Source organism: Streptomyces sp. NBC_00212 (assembly GCF_045206365.1).
Taxonomy (GTDB): Bacteria; Actinomycetota; Actinomycetes; order Streptomycetales; family Streptomycetaceae; genus Streptomyces.
The window spans coordinates 1637298-1660002 of sequence record NZ_CP108115.1 but is presented as its reverse complement, the minus strand read 5'-3'; the positions used below and the strand labels follow the sequence as shown (position 1 = coordinate 1660002).

The following is a 22705-nucleotide window of genomic DNA, read 5'->3' as shown; positions in this document are numbered from 1 at the left end:
AACCCGTGTCACAGCTGTCCCGGATGACCGCACCCACGGCCCGCCACCACACGGCGAGGCTCGTGGCCACGCTCCTCACCCACCGCCGGGGAACCCTCCCCGCCGCTCCGAAGACGCTGCCGGGAACCGCCCCGCGCCCGGCGGGCACCGCGATACCCACCGGGCCGACGGGACTCGGCACCTCCGCCGCCCGCATCGCGCCGACAAAGCCGGCCGCGAGCAGGGCGGAAGGGCAGGGTGCCGGCGTCCCGGAGCTGTACTGCCCGCCCGCGATCCGGGACGACCCGGCGCTCGGCCGGGAGGTGAACGACCGCCTGGTGGCCTGGGCCGAAGAGGTCGGGCTCTATGCCGGACGGCTCGACCGCGTACGCGCGGCGGACTTCGGGCGCCTCATGATGCTGGCCCACCCCGACACCGACGACCCGGACCGGCTCCTCGCCGCGGCCCGGTGCGCACTGGCGGAGTGGGCCACGGACGACTACTACTGCGACGACGAGACCATGGGGTCCCGGCCCGAACTCCTCGGCTCGCAGCTCGGTCTCGCCCATGCGGCCCTCGACCCCGCCCACCTCCCGGCCCGTTACGCGTCCGCGTGGGAAGCGGACATGGGCGCCGACCCCGTACGGGTCGCCCTGCGCTCGGCGCTCCAGGGCCTGGCCAGGTATGCGGACCCCGCTCAACTGGCCCGGCTCCGCCACGAGGTCGCCGTCCTCTTCGTCGGCTACGGACAGGAGGGCTCCTGGCGGTCCCGGGGCCACATGCCCACCGTCCGCGAATATCTGGCACACCGTCAGATCAACAGCTTCCTGCCCTGCATCGCCCTGGTCGACGTGCTGAGCGGCCATCCGCTGGCGGCCCGCGAGTACGCCGATCCCCGGGTCCGCCGCGTCGTGACGATGGCCGGCACGGCCGGCACGCTCGTCAACGACCTGTATTCGATGACCAAGGAACACCAGTCCTCGGGCGTGGAGTTCAACCTGCCCGCCGTGATCGCCGAGGAGGAGCGGTGCTCGCCGAGTGAGGCGGTGGAGCGGAGCGTGGAGATCCACGACGAGCTGGTGCGCACCTACGAAAGAGAGGCCGCGGCCCTCGCCGTCACCGGATCGCCCCAGTTGCGCCACTTCCTCGCGGGGGTGTGGGCCTGGCTCGGCGGCAACCGCGCATGGCACAGCGGCAGCCTCCGCTACAACGACGCCTGAGCCCGCCCTCCCGCCTCGTCACCACCCCTGCGGTATGCCCGCACCCAAGTAAGGAGCCCCCATGACCACCACCCCTGCCCCCGCCGGCGTACTGCGCACCGCCTACCAGAAGGCCGTCGCGGAGTACTGGAACAACGAGCAGGACCCGGTCAACCTGCGCCTGGGCGATGTCGACGGCCTCTACCACCACCACTACGGGCTCGGCGACTACGACCCCTCCGTTCTGGAGGGCCCGCAGGAGACCCGGGACGCGCGCATCGTCGAGGAGCTGCACCGGCTGGAGTCGGCCCAGGCCGACGTCCTCCTCGACCACCTCGGCCCGATAGCCCCCGGCCAGCGCCTCCTGGACGCCGGATGCGGCCGGGGCGGCACCAGCATCATGGCCAACGCGCGCTTCGGCTGCCAGGTCGACGGCGTGTCCATCTCCCAGTCCCAGGTCGACTTCGCCAACGGCCAGGCCCGCAAGCGCGGCGTGGACGACAAGGTGCGCTACCACTTCGGCAACATGCTCGACACGGGCTTCCCGACCGGTGCCTTCCAGGGGATCTGGAACAACGAGTCCACCATGTACGTGGACCTCTTCGAGCTGTTCTCCGAGCACGCCCGCCAGCTGGCCTTCGGCGGCCGCTACGTCGTCGTCACCGGCTGCTACAACGACGTCACCGGCGGCCGTTCCAAGGCGGTCAGCCGTATCGACGAGCACTACACCTGCAACATCCACCCCCGCAGCGCCTACTTCAAGGCGCTCGCCGCCAACGGTCTCGTCCCGATCAACGTCGTCGACCTCACGGCCGACGCGATCCCGTACTGGGAGCTGCGGGCCCAGTCCTCCCTGGCCACCGGCGTCGAGGACCCGTTCCTGACCGCGTACCGCGAAGGCAGCTTCCACTATCTGCTGATCGCCGCCGACCGCATCTGACCCGCCCCTGGCCCCGCAAGGCCGATGTCGGATTTTCGCCAGCCGGGGCGGGGGGTCGTGCCCGATGCTTGACGCATGCCTCCCGTCGCCCCCGCCCCGATGCACACCGACACCGAGCGCTGCGTACGCGCCGTCCAGTCCAAGGACGCGCGCTTCGACGGCTGGTTCTTCACGGCCGTCTTGACCACCCGCATCTACTGCCGGCCCAGCTGCCCGGTCGTGCCGCCGAAGGTCGAGAACATGACCTTCTACCCGAGCGCGGCCGCCTGCCAGCAGGCCGGGTTCCGGGCCTGCAAGCGGTGCCGCCCCGACACCACGCCCGGCTCGCCCCAGTGGAACGCCCGCGCCGACACCGTGGCCCGCGCCATGCGCCTCATCAGGGACGGAGTCGTCGACCGCGAGGGAGTCCCCGGCCTTGCGGCCCGGCTCGGCTACAGCGCCCGGCAGATCGAGCGCCAACTCCTCGCCGAGCTGGGCGCGGGCCCCCTCGCCCTGGCCCGCGCCCAGCGCGCCCAGACCGCGCGCCTGCTCATCGAGACGACACCGCTGCCCATGGCGGAGGTCGCCTTCGCCGCCGGGTTCTCCTCGATCCGCACCTTCAACGACACCGTCCGTGAGGTGTTCGCGCTGGCCCCGACCGAGCTGCGGGCCCGCGCCGCGCGCGGCATCGCCCGCCAGACGCCGGGCGCGATCACCCTGCGGCTGCCCTTCCGCGCGCCGCTCACCCCGGACAACCTCTTCGGCCACCTCGCCGCGACGGGTGTGCCCGGCGTCGAGGAGTGGCGCGACGGTTCGTTCCGCCGCACACTGTCCCTCCCGTACGGGCACGGCATCGCGGAGCTCACCCCGCAGCCCGAGCACATCGGATGCGTGCTGCACCTCACCGATCTGCGCGACCTCACCATCGCGATCAGCCGCTGCCGCTGGATGCTCGACCTGGACGCCGATCCGGTCGCCGTGGACGACCGCCTGCGCGCCGATCCGCTGCTCGCGCCGCTGGTCGACAAGGCGCCGGGGCGCCGGGTGCCGCGTACGGTCGACGCGCCGGAATTCGCGGTCCGGGCGGTCCTCGGCCAGCAGGTCTCGACGGCCGCCGCCCGCACCCATGCCGCTCGGCTCGTCGTCGCACACGGCCGGCCCGTCGACGACCCGACGGGCGGCCTGACCCACCTCTTCCCGACCCCCGCCCAGCTCGCGGAGCTCGACCCGGAGACGCTGGCCCTGCCGCGCAGCCGCCGCACGACCCTCACCACGCTGGTCGCCGCGCTCGCCGACGGCACCCTCGAACTCGGCATCGACAGCGACTGGGACCGGGCCAGGGCCCAGCTCATGGAGCTGCCCGGCTTCGGCCCCTGGACCGTCGAGGCGATCGCGATGCGGGCGCTTGGCGACCCGGACGCCTTCCTGCCCACCGACCTCGGCATGCGCCGCGCCGCCCAGAACCTCGGCCTGCCCGCCACCCCCGCCGCGCTCACCGCGCGCGCCGCGGCCTGGCGACCCTGGCGGTCCTACGCCGTCCAGTACCTCTGGGCGACGGAGGACCACGCCATCAACCACCTTCCCGCATAAGGGAGTTCAGTCGTGCACATCACCCACACGGTCATCGACAGCCCCTACGGCCCGCTCACCCTGGTGGCCACCGACGGAGTCCTGAGCCACCTCTACATGGAGGGCCAGCGCCACAGGCCCCCGCAGGAAACCTTCGGCGAGCGGGACGAAGACGGCCCGTTCCCGGAAGCCATCCGCCAACTCGACGCGTACTTCGCATCCGAACTGACCGAATTCAAGCTGGACTTGAACCTTCAGGGCACACCGTTCCAGCAGCGCGTGTGGCACCAGCTCCAGCAGATCCCGTACGGCGAGACCCGCTCCTACGGCGAGCTGGCCGAAGCCCTCGGCAACCCGAACGCATCCCGCGCGGTGGGCCTCGCCAACGGCAAGAACCCGGTCGGCATCATCGTGCCGTGCCACCGAGTGATCGGCGCGAACGGCAGCCTGACCGGCTACGGCGGCGGCCTCGACCGCAAGCAGCGGCTGCTGGCGTTCGAGCGGGGGGAGGCGGAGGATGCGCTGTTCTGAGCGCCCCGCGGACATCGGTGTCCGTCGGCCAAGGGTTTGTGGTCACCTGTCGCGCAGGTTCCCCGCGCCCCTTCGGGGCGCCACTAACGCCCGGCCGGAAGGAAGTTAGTGAAGCGTTGGCGGGACCCGGAAGCATCGGGTGTCCCTGCGCGGACCGGGCCCGCTGCCCGGGCGACGGGCCGGGCTCTGTTCGCAGGGTTCCGGATTCCACCGCCCGTGAAAGGCCCCCATGCGCTCCCACCAGCAGGCCCAGCATCCCCACGGCAAGGAGCCCGAGCGCGCTCCCGGCGTAAACCGGGCTCCGGGCACAGGAGTTGGGGCGGGCCTGCTAGCCCTCCAGAGCGTCGCGGGCAACGCCGCCGTCGTGCAGATGCTCCGCCACCATACCGGGCACGCCGGTGCCGAGGAGCGCCATCAGCGCGGCGCGGGCTGTGGTCACACCAGTGGCGAGGAAGTGCAGCGTTCTGCGGGGAACGAGGGGCTCGGCGGCCCGGTCGTCCAGCGCACCGCGGAGAAGCGGGAACGGAGCAGCAGCCCGGAGCCCGAAGGCGCGCGCAAGGAAGCGAAGGACTCGGAGGGCGCCACGGCCCAGGAGCGCCGGATGCGCCGTGCGGCCATCCAGAAGGCCGTGGACGGTGGCCGCGCCCTGGTGTCAGCGGCACTGCCGAAGATCACGGACGGCGACTTCCTGAAGTCGGTGTTCGGCCCGGATGCCGAGGCCGGGCAGGTGAAGGAGAACTTCCAGCGGGTCCTCGCCCGGCTCGACGAGGCGAACACCGCCGATGAAAACGACCCGTTGGCGGTGAAGGACCTCTACGTGGCCGGGGAGAAGACGAGCATCATCGCGCACGCCGTGGGGCCGACCATCACCGCGACGACGCACTTCCACGAGGTGGACGAGACGACGCGCCGCGACACCCTGGTCCACGAGGCGGTGCACGCCTCACTGGGAACTCCCGACATCGCCTACAAGACGTCCCGCCTGATCGACGGCCTCTCCACGAAGGGCGCCCTGCAGAACCCGGACAGTTATGTGTGGTACGCCCTGGGCGTGGTCGAGGGCCAGACGACGGCGGGCGCAGGGCATCAGATCCAGGACCGCTTCGGCGAAGGGCTCACGCAGGAGCAGCAGGGGGCGATCCGCCAGTCCCTCGGTATCGCTCTGCAAGTGGTGGCCGATGCCCACCGATTGCTGGAGCAGGCGGAGCAAGGTGGAAAGGAGGGTCAGGATTCGGCCCGCTACAAGGGAATCACCGTGCCAACTCTTGGCTACGTCAACGCAGTTCGCAAGGATATTGGGCTGAAGGAAGAGGCGGACGCCCGGGAAGGCGTCAAGAAGCTCGGAAAAATCGCCGGATTCATCTCTCCCGTCATGGGCTCCCTCGCCGTGCCGGCGACGATAGACGTGACCGGCGAGAGCGGCATCACCTGGGAGCGGGACGGCGCCGGTGTATTCACCGTCACGGTGCCGAAGAGCACGCCCGTAGGAGAGTTGAACCATGCGTCTCTCCTGGCGAGTTGCATGAAGTCCATGTACCCGAAGAGCCACGAGTTCCTCACGGAGGTCATCCGCAAACTGGGCCTGTCCAAGGGATTCACGGACCTGACGAACTTCCAATAGGCGCGCGTAGCTTGCCCTTGCGTACCTTGCCCCGCCTCCTCGGACGGGCTACACAGGGGAACGTCCGTCTCCGCCCGAGAGTGAGACCTCATGCACGTCCAAGACAGCGGCACCGCACGCAACGCGGCGGAGCTCCGCACGCCGCCCGGCGCCTCACCCCGCCGGGGTGAACCGGCGCCGTCCCGCCTTCTCCTCGCTCTGCAAGGCACCGTCGGGAACGGGGCGGTCGTGCAGTTGCTCCGCCGGTCCGGGCACGCCGGTGCCGAGGAGCGGCATCGGCACGGCGCGGGCTGTGGTCACACGAGTGGGGCCGCAGTGCAGCGTTCCGCGGTGCAGGACATCCTCGGCACGCCGGGCAGGGCCCTGGACGAGGCGACCCGCAGCGACATGGAGTCGCGGCTCGGCGCCGACTTCTCCGATGTACGCATCCACACCGATGCCGCGGCCAAGGCCTCGGCGGCGGAGGTCGGCGCCCGCGCCTACACGTCCGGCAGCCATGTCGTCATCGGTGACGGCGGCGCGGACAGACACACCCTCGCCCACGAGCTCACTCATGTGATCCAGCAACGGCAAGGCCCCGTCGCGGGCACCGACAACGGCAGTGGGCTGAAGGTCTCCGACCCCGCGGACCGCTTCGAGAGGGAAGCCGAGGTCAACGCGACGCGCGCCATGTCCGGGGCCGCCCCCCAGGTGCAGAGGGCCGAGACCCCGAAGCGCGCCCATGGCGGTGCCACCGCCATTCAGCGCGTGAGCGGCGGCGGTCACGCGCAGGGCGACCATGTGTTCAACGCCCTTGACAACACTGCGGCGACGATCGGTACTGCGCTCAAGCGGCGGGCGAAGGACTTCTGGGGCGGTGCGGAAATCGACGACGACGTCAAGAAGGTAATCAGGAAGACCCCGCAGCTCTGGGCGAAGTTCACCGGTAATCTCGCTGATCTGAACGGCAGTTGTGCCCTTCTGCAGGAGCGTGCCGTGACCGCCGGGAACGCTGGACATCCGTCCGGAGACGTACCTCACAGCCCGTTCGTCGCGACGTTGGCGGAAGACTCGGTGGCGGGCCCGGACGCCAACGCGGAAACGTTCGGCAACTTCTCCCGTGCACTGACCAGAAAGGCCCAGGAGTGCGGGGCCGCAGGATGGGCCATAGGTGGCGAACTGAATGTGGCCACGCCGGAGTGGGGCACGCTTCTCGAAGCGAAGATGTTCGACCCGGACGCGGTGAGGAAGATTGAACAGAACCGCCTCGGACCGGGGCAGCGGCCCGCCTTCAACACCTGGCTCACCGCCACCAAGGGGCACTACGCGGCCCTCTATTTCCAGCTGCTCGTCTCCATGAGGGCACTGAACACCTTCCTGCGCTGGGTGATCGAGACCCAGACGAACATCTGGGCGTTCCAGGACGGCCAACGCACCGACTTCGAGAACGCCGACTTCGACACCTACGACCGGAACGCCACTTCCGCCGACTGAGCGCTCCGCCGGTCGGCCCTTCGACTACGGGCCGTCCGGGCCCGGCCGCCCCAGCGTGCCGAGGAGCCGCGGCAGGGCCGTGCCGATGGGCTCCCGTACGACCTCGTCGGCGAGCGCGTCGTACGGGGTCGGATCGGCGTTCACGATGATCAGCCGGGCGCCCCCGTCCGCCGCGATCCCCGCGAGCGAGGCCGCGGGCTGGACCTGGAGCGTCGTACCGACCGCGATGAAGATCTGGCAGGCCTTGGCGATCGCCATCGCCTGGGCGAGCACCTCGGGGTCGAGCCGTTCGCCGAACATGACCGTCGCCGACTTCAGGATGCCCCCGCACGCCGTGCACGGCGGATCCGCCTCGCCCGCCGTCACCCGCGCCAGCGCCTCGTCCATCGAGGACCGTGCGTGGCAGCGGGTGCAGGTCACCGCCCGTGCGGTGCCGTGGAGTTCGAGGATCTTGCGCTCCGGGAAGCCCGCGCGCTGCTGCAGCCCGTCGACGTTCTGGGTGATCACGCGCACCGGCACACCGGACTTCTCGAACTCGGCGACCGCCCGGTGCGCGGCGTTCGGCTCGGCCTTCAGGGCGGGGCTGTCGCGGCGCATCAGCCAGGACCGGCGCCGGATCTCGGGATCGGCCATGTAGAAGTCGTACGTCACCAGCTTCTCGGCCTCGGGATCGCGCCGCCACAGGCCGTTCGGCCCGCGGTAGTCGGGGATCCCCGAATCGGTGGAGATACCGGCCCCGGAAAGAATCGCGACGAGTGGCTTGCTCATGCGGGGAGCGTAGGGGGCGCGGGGGAGGCGGGCGAACGGATTTCGGCCCGCCCCTTCCCGGCGCGGCGGGGAGCCGGGCTCCGCACCCGGGGTGCGCCCACCGCTCACCCCACCCGAAGTCCGTTCTCCAGCTCCACCGTCCCCCGCCCCTCCAACAGGACGTCCAGCGCGGCCAGTACGCGGTGGCCCAGGGGGCCCGGCAGGTGGGTGGGGAGGTCTTCGCGGGGGACCAGGCGCCAGGAGAGGAGCTCCTCCTCCTGGAGCCGGATCGACTTGAGGCGGTCCTCGTCGAGGACTCCGCCGTCGTAGACGTACGCGACGATCGGCGGGCGCGCCTTGCCGTGGACCCAGTCCACCGCGAGCAGGCGGCCCAGCTCCACGTCGAGGCCGATCTCTTCGAGGGTCTCGCGGCGGGCCGCCCCGCGCGGGGTCTCGTCGGTGTCGGACTCCACGGTCCCGCCGGGCAGCGCCCAGCCCTCGCGGTAGTTGGGCTCGACGAGCAGCACCCGGTTCCCGGCGTCCAGGAACAGCGTGGCGGCGCCGGAGAGTACGCGGGGGAGGCCGGCGATGTAGGCGGCGTAGTCGTTGTCGGGCGCTGTGGCGTTGTCGGTCGTCATGGTGAGAAGGGTAGGGGGCCTGGTCAGGGGGTTCCTCGCCGTATCGGGCCCCATCCCCGTTAGGCCTGCGGCGGGCTCGAACCGTCTTCACCCGTACGGGACTTGGCGGCCCGGCGCAGTCGGTGGTGACGGGCGGCGCCCTGCTCGGTGATCGCGTCGCCGACCATCGCCCGGACCGCGTCGCCCAGGCCGTGCAGGGCGCCGTGGCGGGAGGGCCCCGCGCCCGGGTCCTCGCGCAGCTCCTTCACCAGGGACCAGCACAGGCCCAGCATCACCAGGACGAAGGGGAGCGCGACGAGGATCGTCGCGGTCTGGAGGGACTTGAGGCCGCCCGCGACGAGCAGGACCGCCGCGACCGCCGCCATCAGGACGCCCCACATCACCACGAGCCACGTCGGCGGGTGCAGCGAGCCCCGGCTGGTGAGCGACCCCATCACGAGCGAGGCCGAGTCGGCGCTGGTGATGAAGTAGGTCATCACCAGGGCCATTGCGATGTACGAGGTGACCGTGCCGATCGGCAGCGCGTCCAGCATCGCGAAGAGCGAGGCCTCGGCGCCGTCCTTCACCGCCGCGGCGAGGTCGGCCGTGCCGGTGGACGCGAGCCGGATCGCCGTGCCGCCCATGACGCAGAACCAGATGACCGTCGCCCCGCTGGGCACGAGCAGCACCCCGATGAGGAATTCGCGGATCGTCCGGCCGCGCGAGATCCGGGCGATGAAGGTGCCGACGAACGGCGCCCAGGACAGCCACCAGGCCCAGTAGAAGACCGTCCACGCACCCAGCCACGCCCGGTCCGTGAAGGCGCCGGTGCGGCTGGCCATCGGGAGCAGGTCGTGCAGATAGCCGCCGATCGAGGCCGGGATGGTGTCCAGGATGTAGACGGTCGGGCCGAGCAGGAAGACGAAGACCATCAGCACCGCGGCGAGCACGATGTTGATGGTGGACAGCCACTTCACGCCCTTGTGCAGGCCCGAGAAGGCGGAGAGCACGAAGGCCGCCGACAGGGAGGCGATGATGACGAGTTGGGTGGTTCGGGAGTTGTTCACGTCCGACGTGATGTCGAGGCCTTCGGCGACCTGGAGCGCGCCCAGGCCGAGGCTCGTCGCGGTGCCGAAGACGGTCGCGAAGACGGCCAGCAGATCGATGCATCTGCCGGGCCGGCCGGCCGCCCGGCGTTCGCCGATGAGCGGCACGAACGCGGAGGACAGCCGGTTGCCCCGCTCCTTGCGGAACCCCGCGTAGGCCAGCGCGAGCCCAGCGATGCCGTAGATCGCCCAGGGGGTGAGCGTCCAGTGGAAGAAGGAGTACTCCAGGGCGGTGCGCGCGGCATCGCCCGTGCCGGGCTGGGCGCCGGTCGCCGGGGGCGGGCTCAGGAAATGGGTGAGCGGTTCGCCGACCCCGTAGAACATGAGGCCGATGCCCATCCCGGCACTGAACATCATCGCGATCCAGGCAAGGTTGGTGAACTCCGGCTCGGAGTCGTCGGCGCCCAGTCTGATCCGCCCGTACCGGCTGATCGCGAGGACCACGCACAGCACCAGGAAGACGTCGGCGGCGACCACGAAGAGCCACGCGAAGTTGTTCAGGACCCACGCGAGCGCCGTCGAGGAGGCGCTGTCGAACGAGCTCTTGCCGAGCGCCGCCCAGCCGACCACGGCCACCACCGCGAGCACGCCGATGGTGATCAAGGATTGGTCGGGCGAGGGGTCGGGGGCCCCGGGAGAGCCGCCCGGCGGGGCGCCGGAGCCGGAATGATCGATCGAATCCATCCTCATGTCGGCCCACTATGGTGGGGAATGTACGCATTTTGTGGGGTGGCGCGCCGTCCGTGGACCCTGGCAGCTATGGGCAGGCGCGCGCCGGGCGGATAGGGTCGGAAACGGCGCGACTGCCTGTTCGAAAGCAAGGGATGGCAAGTGACGGACGGCGCAGTTTTGGAGACCGCCCGCGTACTCGTGGCGGCGGACAAGTTCAAGGGCTCGCTCACGGCCGTACAGGTCGCGGAGCGGGTGACGGCCGGGCTGCGGCGGGTCGTCCCGGATCTGCGGGTGGAGACCCTGCCGGTCGCCGACGGCGGCGACGGCACGGTGGCCGCCGCGGTGGCGGCCGGATTCGAGCGCCGCGAGGCACGGGTCACCGGCCCCGTCGGCGCCCCGGTGACCGCCGCGTACGCGGTGCGCGACGGGGTGGCCGTGGTCGAGATGGCGGAGGCCTCCGGGCTCCAGCACCTTCCCGAGGGCGTCTTCGCGGCGCTCACCGCCACCACGTACGGCTCCGGCGAGCTGCTGCTCGCGGCCCTCGACGCGGGCGCGCGGACCATCGTGTTCGGGGTCGGCGGCAGCGCGACGACCGACGGCGGCGCGGGCATGCTGGCCGCGCTCGGCGCCCGCTTGCTGGACGCCGCAGGCGAGCCCGTCGGCCCCGGCGGCGGCGCCCTCGCCGGCCTCGCGACGGCCGACTTCTCGGGCCTCGACCCCCGCTTCAAGGACGTGGAACTCGTCCTCGCCAGCGATGTCGACAACCCGCTGACCGGCCCGAAGGGCGCCCCCGCGGTCTACGGCCCGCAGAAGGGCGCCTCGCCCGAGGACGTGGCGACCCTGGATGCGGCCCTGGCCCACTACGCCAAGGTCCTCGAAGGCGTGCTCGGCGCGAAGGCCGCCGAGGCCGCGCGCGCCCCGGGCGCCGGTGCGGCCGGCGGCATCGGCTACGGCGCGCTGGTCGCCCTTGACGCCGCGTTCCGTCCAGGCATCGAGGTCATGCTCGACGTGCTCGGCTTCGCGCCCGCCCTGGCCCGGGCCACGCTGGTGATCACCGGCGAGGGCTCGCTCGACGAGCAGACCCTGCACGGCAAGGCCCCGGCGGGCGTCGCCGCGGCGGCCCGCGCGGCCGGCATCGAGGTCGTCGCGGTGTGCGGCCGCCTGCTGCTCCAGCCGGGACAGCTCGGCGAGGCGGGCATTCGCCGCGCCTACCCGCTGACCGAGCTGGAGCCGGACCCGGCCCAGTGCATCGCCAACGCGGGCCCGCTCCTGGAGCGCGTCGCCCAGAACATCGCGGGCGACTTCCTGCTGTAGGAGCCCGTCACCGGAGCGGCCCCCCTCGCGACTCGCGAGGGGGGCCGCTCTGTCGTTCCCTGAACCCAGACGCCCATGCGCGTGCACGCCTCCATCCCATGTGAGACACTGATGTCTCATTCGATACTGGAGTGTTTCATGACGCCGCCCCTCGACCCACGGCGCTGGGTCGTCCTCGCGATCCTTTCCGGCAGCCTGCTGCTGATCGCGATGGACACCACCATCCTCAACGTCGCCTTCCCCTCGCTGGTCAGCGACCTGCAGCCCAGCTCCGTACAGCAGCTGTGGATCATCGACGTCTACGCGCTCGCGCTCTCCGGACTGCTCGTGACGGCCGGAGCGCTCGGCGACCGCTGGGGGCGCAAGCGGCTGCTGCTCGCCGGCTTCGCGATCTTCGCGCTCGCCTCGCTGATGGCGGTCTTCGCGACCGAGGCCTGGCAGGTCATCGCCGCCCGGGCGCTGCTCGGCGTGGGTGGCGCGGCGATCATGCCGTCGACCCTGTCGATCCTGCGCGACGTCTTCACCGACGCCCGCGAACGCGCCCTCGCCTACGCCGTGTGGGCCGCCGTCTTCGGTGGCGGCATGGCGCTCGGCCCGGTGGTCGGCGGGCTGCTCGTCGAGCAGAACGGCTGGCAGTCCGCGTTCCTGATCAACATCCCGGTCGCCCTGGTGATCATCGCCTTCGGCGCCTGGATGCTGCCCGAGTCCCGGCAGCCGCGCGAGGGTCGCTGGGACTGGTGGGGCGTGGGCCAGTCCATCGTCGGCATGCTCGCCCTGGCCGGCGGCATCAAGCAGCTCGGCAAGGGCGGTCCCACCGACCCGGTCGCGTGGACGCTGCTCGTGGTCGCCGCCGTCGCGCTGACGGTCTTCGTCCGCCGCCAGCTGCGACTGCCCCACCCGCTGCTCCACGTGAGGCTGTTCACCAACCGCTCGTTCAGCATCGCCGCCGCCGCGATCTTCCTCGGGATGATCGCACTCGGCTCGGCGCTGTTCCTGGTCACCCAGTGGTTCCAGTACGGACAGGGCTACAGCCCGCTGGAGGCCGGCATCCGGCTGCTTCCGGCGCCGCTCGGCCTGGTCGTCACCTCGCTGGTGACCCCGGTCCTGATGCACCGGCTGCCGATCCGGCACGTCATCGGCGGCGGGCTGCTCCTGATGACCGCGGGCCTCGCGCTGCCGTGGCTGTTCCAGCAGTCCGGGCCGCTGGCCTACCCCGGGGTCGCCGTGGCGCTCGGCGTGCTCGGCTGCGGCGTCGGCATCGCCACCACGGCCGCGTCGGTGACGTTGATGGCCTCCACCCCGAAGGAGCACGTCAGCGGGGCGGCCGCCGTCGAGGAGACCTGCTACGAGCTGGGCGCGGCCATGGGCGTCGCCATCCTCGGCAGCGTCGCGGCGGCCCTGTACCGGACGCATCTGCCGGAGCTCGCCCTGGACGGGGCCGCCACCGCGTCCGTGCGCGACTCGGTAGGCGAGGCGGCCCATGTGGCCGCGGAGATCGGCGGCCCGGCCGGGGCGCTGCTCCTGGAGAAGGCGTCCGCCGCCTTCACCTCCGGCATGACCCCGACGTTCCTCCTCGCCGCGGCCCTGCCGCTGGCCGCCGCGGTGCTCGCCTGGGCGAAGATCCCGGGCGACCTCCGCCCGACGGAGAACGCGCACTGACCCCCGCGCCCGAGGGGCTCCGCCCCTCGAACGCCGGTTGAGCCCCGGTGCTGTCAGGGGCGTGGGGAACTGCGGACCAGCCCTGCACGGTCCGCGGACGACCGAGGGTTCAGGGGCGCGGGGAACTGCGCGAGAAGCGACCACGGTCCGCAGCCGAGGGGGTCGGGGGTGCGAGCCACCACTGGGTGCCCGCCTCGCGGTCCGGGCGGAACGGGCATACGAAAAGGGGCCCCGGGTTCAAGAACCCGGGGCCCCTTTCCAGCACCGTGCGGAACTACGGCACCGTGAGGAACTACGGCAGCTGGGCCGCACGCGCCTCGCGGCGGTTGTCGCGGAAGGTGTTCACCCGGCGGGCCGTCGCGAAGAGGGGGATCGTGGCGGCCAGGACGATCTGCAGCGCGCAGCCGGTCTGGAGCAGCAGCTGACCGCCCGGAGCGTCGAACGCCCAGGCCGCGAGCAGCCCCATCGCACCGATGATCCAGCTGAGCATCGCCACCGCGAGGATGCCCCGCGGCTTCGGGTACTCGACCCGGCTCACCATCAGCCAGGCGACTCCGATGACGGCGAGCAGCGTCGGGATGAACGGCAGTTCAAGCAGGACGATCGAGACGACCGTGAGGGCGCCGAAGGGGCTCGGCATGCCCTGGAACATGCCGTCCTTCATCGTCACGCACGAGAAGCGCGCGAGTCTCAGCACCACGGCGAGCAGCACCGTGATCGCGGCCACCGCGGCGACCCGCTGGTGGGCGTCGTCCGCGACCATTCCGTACACGAGCACGAAGTAGGCCGGGGCGAGCCCGAAGCTGATCAGGTCCGACAGGTTGTCCAGCTCGGCGCCCATCGGGGAGCTGCGCAGCTTGCGGGCGACCAGACCGTCACAGAGGTCGAAGATCGCCGCGAGCAGCATCAGGATCACGGCGGTCGCGGCGGAGTGCCGCGCCATGCCCGTCTCCTGGCTGCCGGAGAGGTGCGGGATGAGGATGCCCGTGGTGGTGAAGTACACCGCCATGAACCCGCACGTTGCGTTGCCGAGCGTGAGGGTGTCCGCTATCGACAGTCGCAGCGACAGCGGCATCTCCTCGACGTCGTCCTCGGACTCCGCCTCGGGGACCCAGCCGGCCTGCGTCTCGGGATCAATCACGGTCAATTCGAGTCACCCCCGCCGTGGTCGCCTGCCCGACCTCGACCGCGACCTCGACACCCTCGGGGAGGTAGATGTCGACCCGCGAGCCGAAGCGGATCAGGCCGATGCGCTCGCCCTGCTCCACCTTGGTGCCCTGGGGGACGTACGGCACGATGCGCCGCGCGACCGCGCCGGCGATCTGCACCATCTCGATGTCGCCGAGCTCGGTGTCGAAGTGCCAGACGACGCGCTCGTTGTTCTCGCTCTCCTTGTTGAACGCCGGGACGAAGCCACCGGGGATGTGCTCCACCGAAGTCACCGTGCCCGCGAGGGGCGCGCGGTTGACGTGGACGTTCAACGGGCTCATGAAGATCGCGACGCGAGTACGTCCGTCCTTCCACGGCATGATGCTCTGCACCACACCGTCGGCGGGGGAGATGACCCGCCCCTGCGTGATCTCACGCTCGGGGTCGCGGAAGAACCACAGCATGCCCGCCGCGAGGGCGGTGGTGGGCACGGCCACGATCGCTGCGCCCTTGGAGCGGCGCGAGCGGGCCAGGCTGATAGCTGCGGTGGCGACGGTCGGCAGAAGCCACGGCGATGCTCCGCGAGCAAGGCGTCCCTTGAGGAAGCCGTCGCGTGGTGCAGAGGTTTGGCTGTGGGGCATGGATGACCTTCGTAGCGGATGATGCCGCGCTGGCAACGGGGGACGGCGGCAGGTTTACCGGCGATGGTATCGGTTGCGAGCCGCAACTGGGCAAGCCAGAAGCCGAGTCGGAGGCCGGAAGACGATGACAGGGTGTGATGTTCTTCGCGGCCAAACCGACTCAAAAGCGACAATCAACCCTGGAACCGGTACTCCTCAAGAAGTCGGCGGCCGATGATCATTTTCTGGATCTCGGCGGTACCTTCACCGATGAGCAGCATCGGCGCCTCGCGGTACAGGCGCTCGATCTCGTACTCCTTGGAGAAGCCGTAGCCGCCGTGGATGCGGAAGGCGTCTTCCACCACCTCCTTGCAGTACTCGGAGGCGAGGTACTTCGCCATCCCTGCTTCGAGGTCGTTTCGTTCCCCGGAGTCCTTTTTGCGTGCTGCGTTCACCATCATCGCATGGGCGGCTTCGACCTTGGTAGCCATCTCGGCGAGCTTGAACTGAATCGCCTGGTGCTGGGCGATCGGCTTGCCGAAAGTGTGCCTTTGCTGGGCATACGAGACACCCAGCTCAAATGCACGCTGCGCGACCCCGCAGCCACGGGCCGCGACATTGACGCGGCCGACCTCCACGCCGTCCATCATTTGGTAAAACCCTCGGCCGGTGACCCCGCCGAGCACGCGATTGGCCGGAATGCGCAGTCCGTCCATGACCAGTTCGGTCGTGTCGACGCCCTTGTAGCCCATCTTGTCGATCTTGCCGGGGATGGTCAGGCCGGGGCGGACCTCGCCGAAGCCCGGCTCCTTCTCCACCAGGAAGGTCGTCATCGACTTGTGGGGGGCCGTGCCCTCGGGGTGTCCTTCGTCACTCCGGCACAGAACGGCCACCAGTGATGACGTTCCGCCATTGGTCAGCCACATCTTCTGACCGTTCAGGACGTACTCGTCGCCGTCCTTGACGCCCTTCGACGTGATCGCCGACACATCCGAACCGAGCGCCGGCTCCGACATCGAGAACGCGCCGCGCACCTCGCCCAGCGCCATCCGCGGCAGGAAGGTGTCCTTCTGCTCCTGGGTGCCGTGCTGCTTGAGCATGTACGCGACGATGAAGTGCGTGTTGATGATGCCGGACACCGACATCCAGCCACGCGCTATCTCCTCCACGCACAGCGCGTAGGTGAGCAGCGACTCCCCGAGACCGCCGTACTCCTCGGGAATCATCAGGCCGAACAGGCCCAACTCCTTGAGCCCCTCGACGATCTGCGTCGGGTACTCGTCCTTGTGCTCCAGCTGGGTCGCGACCGGAATGATCTCCTTGTCGACGAAGTCCCGCACGGTGGCCAGGATTTCCTGCTGGACGTCGGTCAGACCGGCGGTCTGCGCGAGACGGGCCATGGCTACTTCTCCGTCTTCTTGGCGGGCTCGACGAGCTCCGGGCGGCCGGGCTGCTCCCCGCCGCGCTCCTTGATGTACGTCTCGGTCGGCACCATCACCTTGCGGCGGAAGACGCAGACCAGAGTGCCGTCCTGCTTGTAGCCCCTGGTCTCGACGTAGACGATCCCGCGGTCGTTCTTCGACTTCGACGGGGTCTTGTCGAGGACCGTCGTCTCGCCGTAGATCGTGTCGCCGTGGAAGGTCGGCGCCACGTGCCGCAGCGACTCGATCTCCAGGTTGGCGATCGCCTTGCCCGAGACGTCCGGCACGCTCATGCCGAGCAGCAGCGAGTAGATGTAGTTGCCCACGACGACGTTCTTGCCGAAGTCGGTCGTGTTCTCAGCGTAGTTGGCGTCCATGTGGAGCGGGTGGTGGTTCATGGTGAGCAGACAGAAGAGGTGGTCGTCGTACTCGGTGACCGTCTTTCCGGGCCAGTGCTTGTAGACGGCGCCGATCTCGAACTCTTCGTAGGTGCGGCCGAACTGCATGATGTCTTACGCCTCCGGGGCTTCGAACGTCGTCGTGCGCTTCATGCCGGCGGCCCGGCCCTTGCCGGAGATGACGAGCGCCATCTTGCGGCTGGCCTCGTCGATCATCTCGTCGCCGAGCATCGCCGAGCCCTTCTTGCCGCCCGCCTCCGAGGTGCACCACTCATAGGCGTCGAGGATCATCTCGGCGTGGTCGAAGTCCTCCTGCGACGGCGAGAAGATCTCGTTCGACGCCTCGACCTGGCCCGGGTGCAGCACCCACTTGCCGTCGAAACCGAGGGCGGCGGCACGCTGCGCGACCTCGCGGTAGCCGTCCACGTTGCGGATCTGGAGGTAGGGGCCGTCGATCGCCTGGAGGTCGTTGGCGCGCGCGGCCATCAGGATCTTCATGAGGATGTAGTGGTACGCGTCCGCGCCGTAGCCGGGCGGCTGCTCGCCCACGACCAGCGACTTCATGTTGATGGAGGCCATGAAGTCGGCCGGGCCGAAGATGATCGTCTCGGTACGGGGCGAGGCCTCCGCGATCGCGTTGACGTTGTTCAGGCCGCGCGCGTTCTCGATCTGCGCCTCGATGCCGATCTTGCCGACCTCGAAACCCATCGTCTTCTCGATCTGGGTGAGCAGCAGGTCCAGGGCCACGACCTGGTCCGCGGTCTGCACCTTCGGCAGCATGATGCAGTCGAGGTTCTGGCCGGCGCCCTCGACGACGGTCACGACGTCGCGGTACGTCCACTCGGTCGTCCAGTCGTTCACGCGCACGACCCGCGTCTTGCCCGTCCAGTCGCCCTCGTTGAGGAACTTGACGACGGTGTGCCGCGCCTCGGGCTTGGCGAGCGGCGCGCAGGCGTCCTCCAGGTCGAGGAAGACCTGGTCGGCCGGGAGGCCCTGGGCCTTCTCCAGGAAGCGGGGGTTCGACCCGGGGACCGCGAGGCAGGAGCGGCGGGGACGGAGCCTGTTGACGGGGGTGGTGCTCATGCGGGGACCTCCAACGGGTCGAGCTTGTTCGCTTTCCGGATCTCGTCGACGATACGGCCGATGATCTCCGTGATACCGAAGTCCTTGGGGGTGAAAACGGCGGCGACGCCCGCCTTGCGCAACTCCTCGGCGTCCGCCGGGGGAATGATCCCGCCGGCGATCACCGGAATGTCGGCCGCGCCGGCCTCGCGCAGACGCACCAGGACGTCCGGGACGAGTTCGGCGTGCGAGCCGGACAGGATGGACAGGCCGACGCAGTGCACGTCCTCGGCGAGGGCCGCGCTCACGATCTGCTCGGGGGTCAGCCGGATGCCCTGGTAGACCACCTCGAACCCGGCGTCGCGCGCCCGCACCGCGATCTGCTCGGCGCCGTTGGAGTGCCCGTCCAGGCCCGGCTTGCCGACCAGCAGGCGCAGTCGCCCGGAGCCCAGGTCCGAGGCCGTCCGCGCCACCTTCTCGCGGACCAGGGCGAGCGGCGTGCCCTCCTCGGCGGTGACCGCGACCGGGGCGGAGGAGACGCCCGTCGGCGCCCGGAACTCGCCGAACACCTCGCGCAGCGCCTCGGACCACTCCCCGGTGGTGACCCCGGAGCGCACGCACTCCAGGGTCGCCTCCATGAGGTTCCCGGTGCCCTGGGCGGCCGCCTTCAGCTTCTCCAGGGCCTTGCAGGGTCGCGGGTGGTTGAAGGGCGGCTGGTAGCGGGTGTCGCGCCAGTTCTTGAGCGAGGCGACGACGCGGGCCTCGACGGCCGGGTCGACCGTCATGATCGCGCCGTCCAGGTCCGCGGTGAGCGGGCTCGGCTCGGTCGACTGGTAGCAGTTGACGCCGACGATCTTCTCGTCGCCAGCCTCGATACGGGCCCGGCGCTCGGCATGCGAGGAGACGAGCTGCGACTTGAGATAGCCCGACTCGACGGCGGCCAGCGCCCCGCCCATCTCCTGGATGCGGTCGATCTCGGCGAGGCACTCCTCGACCAGGGCGTCCACCTTGGCCTCGATGACGTGCGACCCGGCGAAGATGTCCTCGTACTCCAACAGGTCGCTCTCGTGCGCCAGGACCTGCTGGATGCGCAGCGACCACTGCTGGTCCCAGGGGCGCGGGAGCCCCAACGCCTCGTTCCAGGCCGGGAGTTGGACCGCGCGGGCGCGGGCGTCCTTCGACAGCGTCACGGCCAGCATTTCGAGCACGATGCGCTGGACGTTGTTCTCCGGCTGCGCCTCGGTCAGGCCGAGCGAGTTGACCTGGACGCCGTAGCGGAAGCGGCGCTGCTTGGCGTCCTCGATCCCGTACCGCTCCCGCGTGATCTTGTCCCAGATGCGGCCGAAGGCGCGCATCTTGCACATCTCCTCGACGAAGCGGACGCCCGCGTTCACGAAGAAGGAGATGCGGGCCACGACATCGCCCCTGCGGTCCTCGGGGATCTGCCCCGACGCGAACACCGAGTCGAGCACGGCGATCGCGGTGGACATCGCGTACGCGATCTCCTGGACCGGGGTGGCTCCCGCCTCCTGCAGGTGGTAGCTGCAGATATTGATCGGGTTCCACTTGGGGATGTTGTTCACGGTGTAACAGATCATGTCTGTCGTCAGCCGCAGCGAAGGGCCCGGCGGGAAGACGTGCGTCCCGCGCGAGAGGTACTCCTTCACGATGTCGTTCTGGGTGGTGCCCTGGAGCTTGGTGATGTCGGCGCCCTGCTCCTCGGCGACCACCTGGTACATGGCGAGCAGCCACATCGCCGTGGCGTTGATCGTCATCGAGGTGTTCATCTGCTCAAGCGGGATGTCCTGGAACAGCCGCCGCATGTCACCGAGATGGGACACCGGGACCCCGACCCGGCCGACCTCGCCGCGGGCGAGGATGTGGTCGGGGTCGTATCCGGTCTGCGTCGGAAGGTCGAACGCGACCGACAGACCCGTCTGACCCTTGGCCAGGTTGTTGCGGTAGAGCTCGTTGGACGCCTCGGCGGTCGAGTGACCGGCGTACGTCCGCATGAGCCACGGCCGATCCTTCTGACGCTCTGTCATGAAACTTCCCGGCCTCAGATATTGCGGAAGCGGTTGATGGCGTCGATGTGCTTCTCGCGCAGCTCGGGGTCGCTGACGCCGAGGCCCTCGCGGGGGGCGAGCGCGAGCACGCCGACCTTGCCCTGGTGGAGATTGCGGTGCACGTCGTAGGCAGCCTGCCCGGTGTCCTCCAGGGAGTACACCTTGGAGAGCGTCGGGTGGATCTTGCCCTTGGCCACCAGGCGGTTGGCCTCCCACGCCTCGCGGTAGTTGGCGAAGTGCGAGCCGATGATGCGCTTCAGGGACATCCACAGGTAGCGGTTGTCGTACTCGTGCATGTAGCCCGAGGTGGAGGCGCAGGTGGTGATGGTGCCGCCCTTGCGGGTGACGTAGACGCTCGCGCCGAAGGTCTCGCGGCCGGGGTGCTCGAAGACGATGTCGATGTCCTCGCCGCCGGTGAACTCGCGGATGCGCTTGCCGAAGCGCTTCCATTCCTTGGGGTCCTGGGTCCGCTCGTCCTTCCAGAACTTGTAGCCCTCGGCGTTGCGGTCGATGATCGCCTCGGCGCCCATCGAGCGGCAGATGTCCGCCTTCTGCGGCGAGGACACCACGCAGATCGGGTTGGCGCCGCCCGCGAGCGCGAACTGCGTGGCGTAGGAGCCGAGTCCGCCGCTGGCGCCCCAGATCAGGACGTTGTCGCCCTGCTTCATGCCGGCGCCGTTGCGGGAGACCAGCTGGCGGTACGCGGTCGAGTTGACCAGACCGGGAGCGGCGGCCTCCTCCCAGCTCAAGTGCCGTGGCTTGGGCATGAGTTGGTTGGACTTGACGAGCGCGATCTCGGCGAGGCCGCCGAAGTTCGTCTCGAAGCCCCAGATGCGCTGCTCGGGGTCGAGCATCGTGTCGTTGTGGCCGTCGGAGCTCTCCAGCTCGACGGAGAGACAGTGCGCCACGACCTCGTCGCCGGGGTGCCAGGCGTTCACGCCGGGCCCGGTGCGCAGCACGACGCCCGCGAGGTCGGAGCCGATGATGTGGTGCGGCAGGTCATGGCGCTTGGTGAGCTCGCTGAGACGGCCGTAGCGCTCCAGGAACCCGAAGGTGGACACCGGCTCGAAGATCGAGGTCCACACGGAGTTGTAGTTGACCGAGGAGGCCATGACGGCCACCAGGGCCTCGCCCGGGCCGAGTTCGGGGATCGGCACCTCGTCGAGGTGCAGGGACTTGCGGGGGTCCTTGTCGCGGGAGCTGAGCCCGGCGAACATCTCCGTCTCGTCCTTGTGCACGGTGATCGCGCGGTACGACTCGGGGAGCGGCAGAGCGGCGAAGTCGGCGGAGGTGGACTCCGACGACTGGATCGCGTCCAGGATTTCCTTCACGGTGTTGCCTCCGGCGAAGCGCCCGACAGGGGGCGTTGAGGGTCTTCGGGGGTGGTGCTGTGGAGGTGTGCCGTCGGTTCGGCGGTGTGGTTCAAGTGCGGCAGCGCCTGGTGGGCGCGGGAGGGTTGCCTGTGACGCAGGCGTCCGGGCGCACTCGCCAGTGGCGGCTTGTGGGGACAGCCGGCGTACGAGGTTGCTCTGCACGCCGGCCGCCCGGACAACATCAACGTATGGCACCCGGTGCCAAGTGACAAGACACTGCGTGCCAAGAGTTTCTCTCAATTGCGGATTGACCTGCGCAGATGAGCGATGATCGATCGTTGCAGGTCAGCGCATACGCCGGTGGCCGCATCCCTGAGTGAGGGATGCGGCCACCGGGGCGGTACGGGTGACGACTACTTGCTCTTGAGGGCCTGCTTGATGGTCTGCATGATCTCGTCGAGCGGCGCGTCCGTGCGGGCCACCGCGACCAGGACCTCGTCGCTGGTCGACACGGAGGCCGCGGCCGGCTTCGGCTTGGCCGTGCGGCCCGCTCCTATGCCGGAGCCGAAGGTCTCCCGCACGATCGCGAAGGCGTGGTCGAGCTGGGTCTCCACGTCGCCCTGGCCGCCTGCCCGCAGCCAGCGGCGCAGTACGTGGTTGTGCGCGGTGACGACCGCCGACGCCGCGACCTCGGCGAGCAGCGGGTCGTCGTTCCCCGGCTGGTGGTCGTGCTCGTCGAAGTGGCCGAGCAGATAGCGGGTGAAGAGGCGCTCGTAGCGGGCGACCGAGGCGATCTCGGCCTCGCGCAGCGTCGGCACCTCGCGGGTCAGCTTGTAGCGGGCCACGGACACCGTGGGGGAGCCCGCGTACATCTTCATGACCTCTTTGATGCCCCGGCACACCGTGTCGAGCGGGTGCTCGTGCGGGGGTGCGGCGTTGAGGACCGCCTCGGCCCGCACCAGGGTGTCGTCGTGGTCGGGGAAGATCGCCTCTTCCTTGGAGCGGAAGTGGCGGAAGAAGGTGCGCCGGGCCACCCCGGCCCGGGCCGCGATCTCGTCGACGGTGGTGGCCTCGTACCCCTTCGCGGAGAACAGGTCCATCGCCGCGGCCGCCAGCTCCCGGCGCATCTTGAGCCGCTGGGCGGCCGCCCGGCTGCCCGCGGCGCTCTCCGGGGCGTCGGGCACGGCGTTCGTACGGGAGGACCTGGCTGGCTGGGGCATGGACCGAACGTACTGCATATTTGCAGGAAGTCGCGCCCGCGGCGGCGGGC

General features: G+C 70.1%; 20 protein-coding genes. 8 read left to right on the top strand and 12 right to left on the bottom strand.

All coding sequences use genetic code 11. The annotated features are described in order from the left end of the window. Positions 1-5: 5 nt before the first annotated feature. From OHA17_RS07710 to OHA17_RS07690, 5 genes are all read left to right on the top strand, one after another. The gene (locus OHA17_RS07710) at positions 6-1199 is read left to right on the top strand and encodes a family 2 encapsulin nanocompartment cargo protein terpene cyclase (protein WP_406505232.1); all 1194 of its coding nucleotides are present in this window, start codon (positions 6-8) and stop codon (positions 1197-1199) included. Positions 1200-1260: 61 nt separating this feature from the next. Beyond that, entirely contained in the window at positions 1261-2118 is an 858-nt protein-coding gene (locus OHA17_RS07705) for a geranyl diphosphate 2-C-methyltransferase (protein WP_406505230.1), read from the top strand. Positions 2119-2217: 99 nt separating this feature from the next. Beyond that, positions 2218-3687 carry an AlkA N-terminal domain-containing protein gene (locus OHA17_RS07700; protein ID WP_406510659.1) on the top strand — a complete coding sequence of 490 codons (1470 nt, stop codon included), beginning with the start codon at positions 2218-2220 and terminating at the stop codon, positions 3685-3687. A 12-nt stretch (positions 3688-3699) separates the two neighbouring features. Continuing rightward, complete coding sequence (locus tag OHA17_RS07695; RefSeq protein ID WP_406505228.1) at positions 3700-4197, top strand: methylated-DNA--[protein]-cysteine S-methyltransferase; 498 nt, start codon at positions 3700-3702, stop codon at positions 4195-4197. A gap of 229 nt (positions 4198-4426) precedes the next feature. Beyond that, positions 4427-5818, top strand: a complete 1392-nt coding sequence (locus OHA17_RS07690) for a hypothetical protein (RefSeq protein WP_406505226.1) — start codon at positions 4427-4429, stop codon at positions 5816-5818. 153 nt (positions 5819-5971) lie between these two features. Here the strand turns inward: OHA17_RS07690 and OHA17_RS07685 are convergent, their stop codons facing one another. Further along, positions 5972-6118, bottom strand: coding sequence for a hypothetical protein (locus tag OHA17_RS07685; protein WP_406505225.1), 147 nt, complete (start codon positions 6116-6118; stop codon positions 5972-5974). A gap of 15 nt (positions 6119-6133) precedes the next feature. Between OHA17_RS07685 and OHA17_RS07680 the strand changes: the two genes are divergently transcribed. Further along, positions 6134-7291, top strand: coding sequence for a DUF4157 domain-containing protein (locus OHA17_RS07680; RefSeq protein WP_406505223.1), 1158 nt, complete (start codon positions 6134-6136; stop codon positions 7289-7291). Positions 7292-7315: 24 nt separating this feature from the next. Here the strand turns inward: OHA17_RS07680 and OHA17_RS07675 are convergent, their stop codons facing one another. The 3 genes from OHA17_RS07675 to OHA17_RS07665 form a co-directional block, all read right to left on the bottom strand. Further along, complete coding sequence (locus tag OHA17_RS07675) at positions 7316-8059, bottom strand: SIR2 family NAD-dependent protein deacylase (protein WP_406505221.1); 744 nt, start codon at positions 8057-8059, stop codon at positions 7316-7318. 104 nt (positions 8060-8163) lie between these two features. Next, positions 8164-8676 carry an NUDIX domain-containing protein gene (locus tag OHA17_RS07670; RefSeq protein ID WP_406505219.1) on the bottom strand — a complete coding sequence of 171 codons (513 nt, stop codon included), beginning with the start codon at positions 8674-8676 and terminating at the stop codon, positions 8164-8166. 59 nt (positions 8677-8735) lie between these two features. Continuing rightward, positions 8736-10451, bottom strand: coding sequence for a BCCT family transporter (locus OHA17_RS07665; protein WP_406505217.1), 1716 nt, complete (start codon positions 10449-10451; stop codon positions 8736-8738). A gap of 141 nt (positions 10452-10592) precedes the next feature. Here OHA17_RS07665 and OHA17_RS07660 point away from each other — a divergent pair, with 141 nt between their 5' ends. Then, a complete protein-coding gene (locus OHA17_RS07660; protein WP_406505215.1) occupies positions 10593-11747 on the top strand; it encodes a glycerate kinase in 1155 nt (384 codons plus the stop codon). A 138-nt stretch (positions 11748-11885) separates the two neighbouring features. Then, positions 11886-13406 (top strand): MFS transporter, encoded by a 1521-nt coding sequence (locus tag OHA17_RS07655; protein WP_406505213.1) that lies wholly within the window; start codon positions 11886-11888, stop codon positions 13404-13406. A gap of 292 nt (positions 13407-13698) precedes the next feature. Here OHA17_RS07655 and pssA read toward each other — a convergent pair whose 3' ends face one another. The 8 genes from pssA to OHA17_RS07615 all read right to left on the bottom strand — a co-directional run bounded on the left by pssA (position 13699) and on the right by OHA17_RS07615 (position 22655). Continuing rightward, a complete protein-coding gene (pssA, locus tag OHA17_RS07650) occupies positions 13699-14553 on the bottom strand; it encodes a CDP-diacylglycerol--serine O-phosphatidyltransferase (RefSeq protein ID WP_199827113.1) in 855 nt (284 codons plus the stop codon). Further along, the gene (locus OHA17_RS07645) at positions 14540-15196 is read right to left on the bottom strand and encodes a phosphatidylserine decarboxylase (RefSeq protein WP_053730141.1); all 657 of its coding nucleotides are present in this window, start codon (positions 15194-15196) and stop codon (positions 14540-14542) included. Before OHA17_RS07645 ends, pssA begins: the two co-directional genes overlap by 14 nt. Positions 15197-15369: 173 nt before the next feature. Continuing rightward, positions 15370-16575 carry an acyl-CoA dehydrogenase family protein gene (locus OHA17_RS07640; protein WP_053730140.1) on the bottom strand — a complete coding sequence of 402 codons (1206 nt, stop codon included), beginning with the start codon at positions 16573-16575 and terminating at the stop codon, positions 15370-15372. A 2-nt stretch (positions 16576-16577) separates the two neighbouring features. Next, complete coding sequence (locus OHA17_RS07635) at positions 16578-17102, bottom strand: MaoC family dehydratase (RefSeq protein WP_406505210.1); 525 nt, start codon at positions 17100-17102, stop codon at positions 16578-16580. Positions 17103-17108: 6 nt separating this feature from the next. Continuing rightward, positions 17109-18077 carry an HpcH/HpaI aldolase/citrate lyase family protein gene (locus OHA17_RS07630; RefSeq protein WP_406505208.1) on the bottom strand — a complete coding sequence of 323 codons (969 nt, stop codon included), beginning with the start codon at positions 18075-18077 and terminating at the stop codon, positions 17109-17111. Next, complete coding sequence (locus tag OHA17_RS07625; protein ID WP_406505206.1) at positions 18074-20101, bottom strand: protein meaA; 2028 nt, start codon at positions 20099-20101, stop codon at positions 18074-18076. Before OHA17_RS07625 ends, OHA17_RS07630 begins: the two co-directional genes overlap by 4 nt. Before the next feature lie 14 nt (positions 20102-20115). Next, positions 20116-21453, bottom strand: coding sequence for a crotonyl-CoA carboxylase/reductase (gene ccrA, locus OHA17_RS07620; RefSeq protein WP_053730136.1), 1338 nt, complete (start codon positions 21451-21453; stop codon positions 20116-20118). 395 nt (positions 21454-21848) lie between these two features. Beyond that, positions 21849-22655 carry a TetR family transcriptional regulator gene (locus tag OHA17_RS07615; RefSeq protein WP_398879155.1) on the bottom strand — a complete coding sequence of 269 codons (807 nt, stop codon included), beginning with the start codon at positions 22653-22655 and terminating at the stop codon, positions 21849-21851. Positions 22656-22705 lie beyond the last annotated feature (50 nt).

Excerpts from the sequence above, each read along its gene's own strand:
- OHA17_RS07705 (WP_406505230.1), top strand. The coding sequence starts at position 1,261 with ATGACCACCACCCCTGCCCCCGCCGGCGTACTGCGCACCGCCTACCAG.
- OHA17_RS07700 (WP_406510659.1), top strand. The coding sequence starts at position 2,218 with ATGCACACCGACACCGAGCGCTGCGTACGCGCCGTCCAGTCCAAGGAC.
- OHA17_RS07690 (WP_406505226.1), top strand. The coding sequence starts at position 4,427 with ATGCGCTCCCACCAGCAGGCCCAGCATCCCCACGGCAAGGAGCCCGAG.
- OHA17_RS07675 (WP_406505221.1), bottom strand. The coding sequence starts at position 8,059 with ATGAGCAAGCCACTCGTCGCGATTCTTTCCGGGGCCGGTATCTCCACC.
- OHA17_RS07670 (WP_406505219.1), bottom strand. The coding sequence starts at position 8,676 with ATGACGACCGACAACGCCACAGCGCCCGACAACGACTACGCCGCCTAC.
- OHA17_RS07665 (WP_406505217.1), bottom strand. The coding sequence starts at position 10,451 with ATGAGGATGGATTCGATCGATCATTCCGGCTCCGGCGCCCCGCCGGGC.
- OHA17_RS07655 (WP_406505213.1), top strand. The coding sequence starts at position 11,886 with ATGACGCCGCCCCTCGACCCACGGCGCTGGGTCGTCCTCGCGATCCTT.
- OHA17_RS07645 (WP_053730141.1), bottom strand. The coding sequence starts at position 15,196 with ATGCCCCACAGCCAAACCTCTGCACCACGCGACGGCTTCCTCAAGGGA.
- OHA17_RS07640 (WP_053730140.1), bottom strand. The coding sequence starts at position 16,575 with ATGGCCCGTCTCGCGCAGACCGCCGGTCTGACCGACGTCCAGCAGGAA.
- OHA17_RS07635 (WP_406505210.1), bottom strand. The coding sequence starts at position 17,102 with ATGCAGTTCGGCCGCACCTACGAAGAGTTCGAGATCGGCGCCGTCTAC.
- OHA17_RS07630 (WP_406505208.1), bottom strand. The coding sequence starts at position 18,077 with ATGAGCACCACCCCCGTCAACAGGCTCCGTCCCCGCCGCTCCTGCCTC.
- OHA17_RS07625 (WP_406505206.1), bottom strand. The coding sequence starts at position 20,101 with ATGACAGAGCGTCAGAAGGATCGGCCGTGGCTCATGCGGACGTACGCC.
- OHA17_RS07615 (WP_398879155.1), bottom strand. The coding sequence starts at position 22,655 with ATGCCCCAGCCAGCCAGGTCCTCCCGTACGAACGCCGTGCCCGACGCC.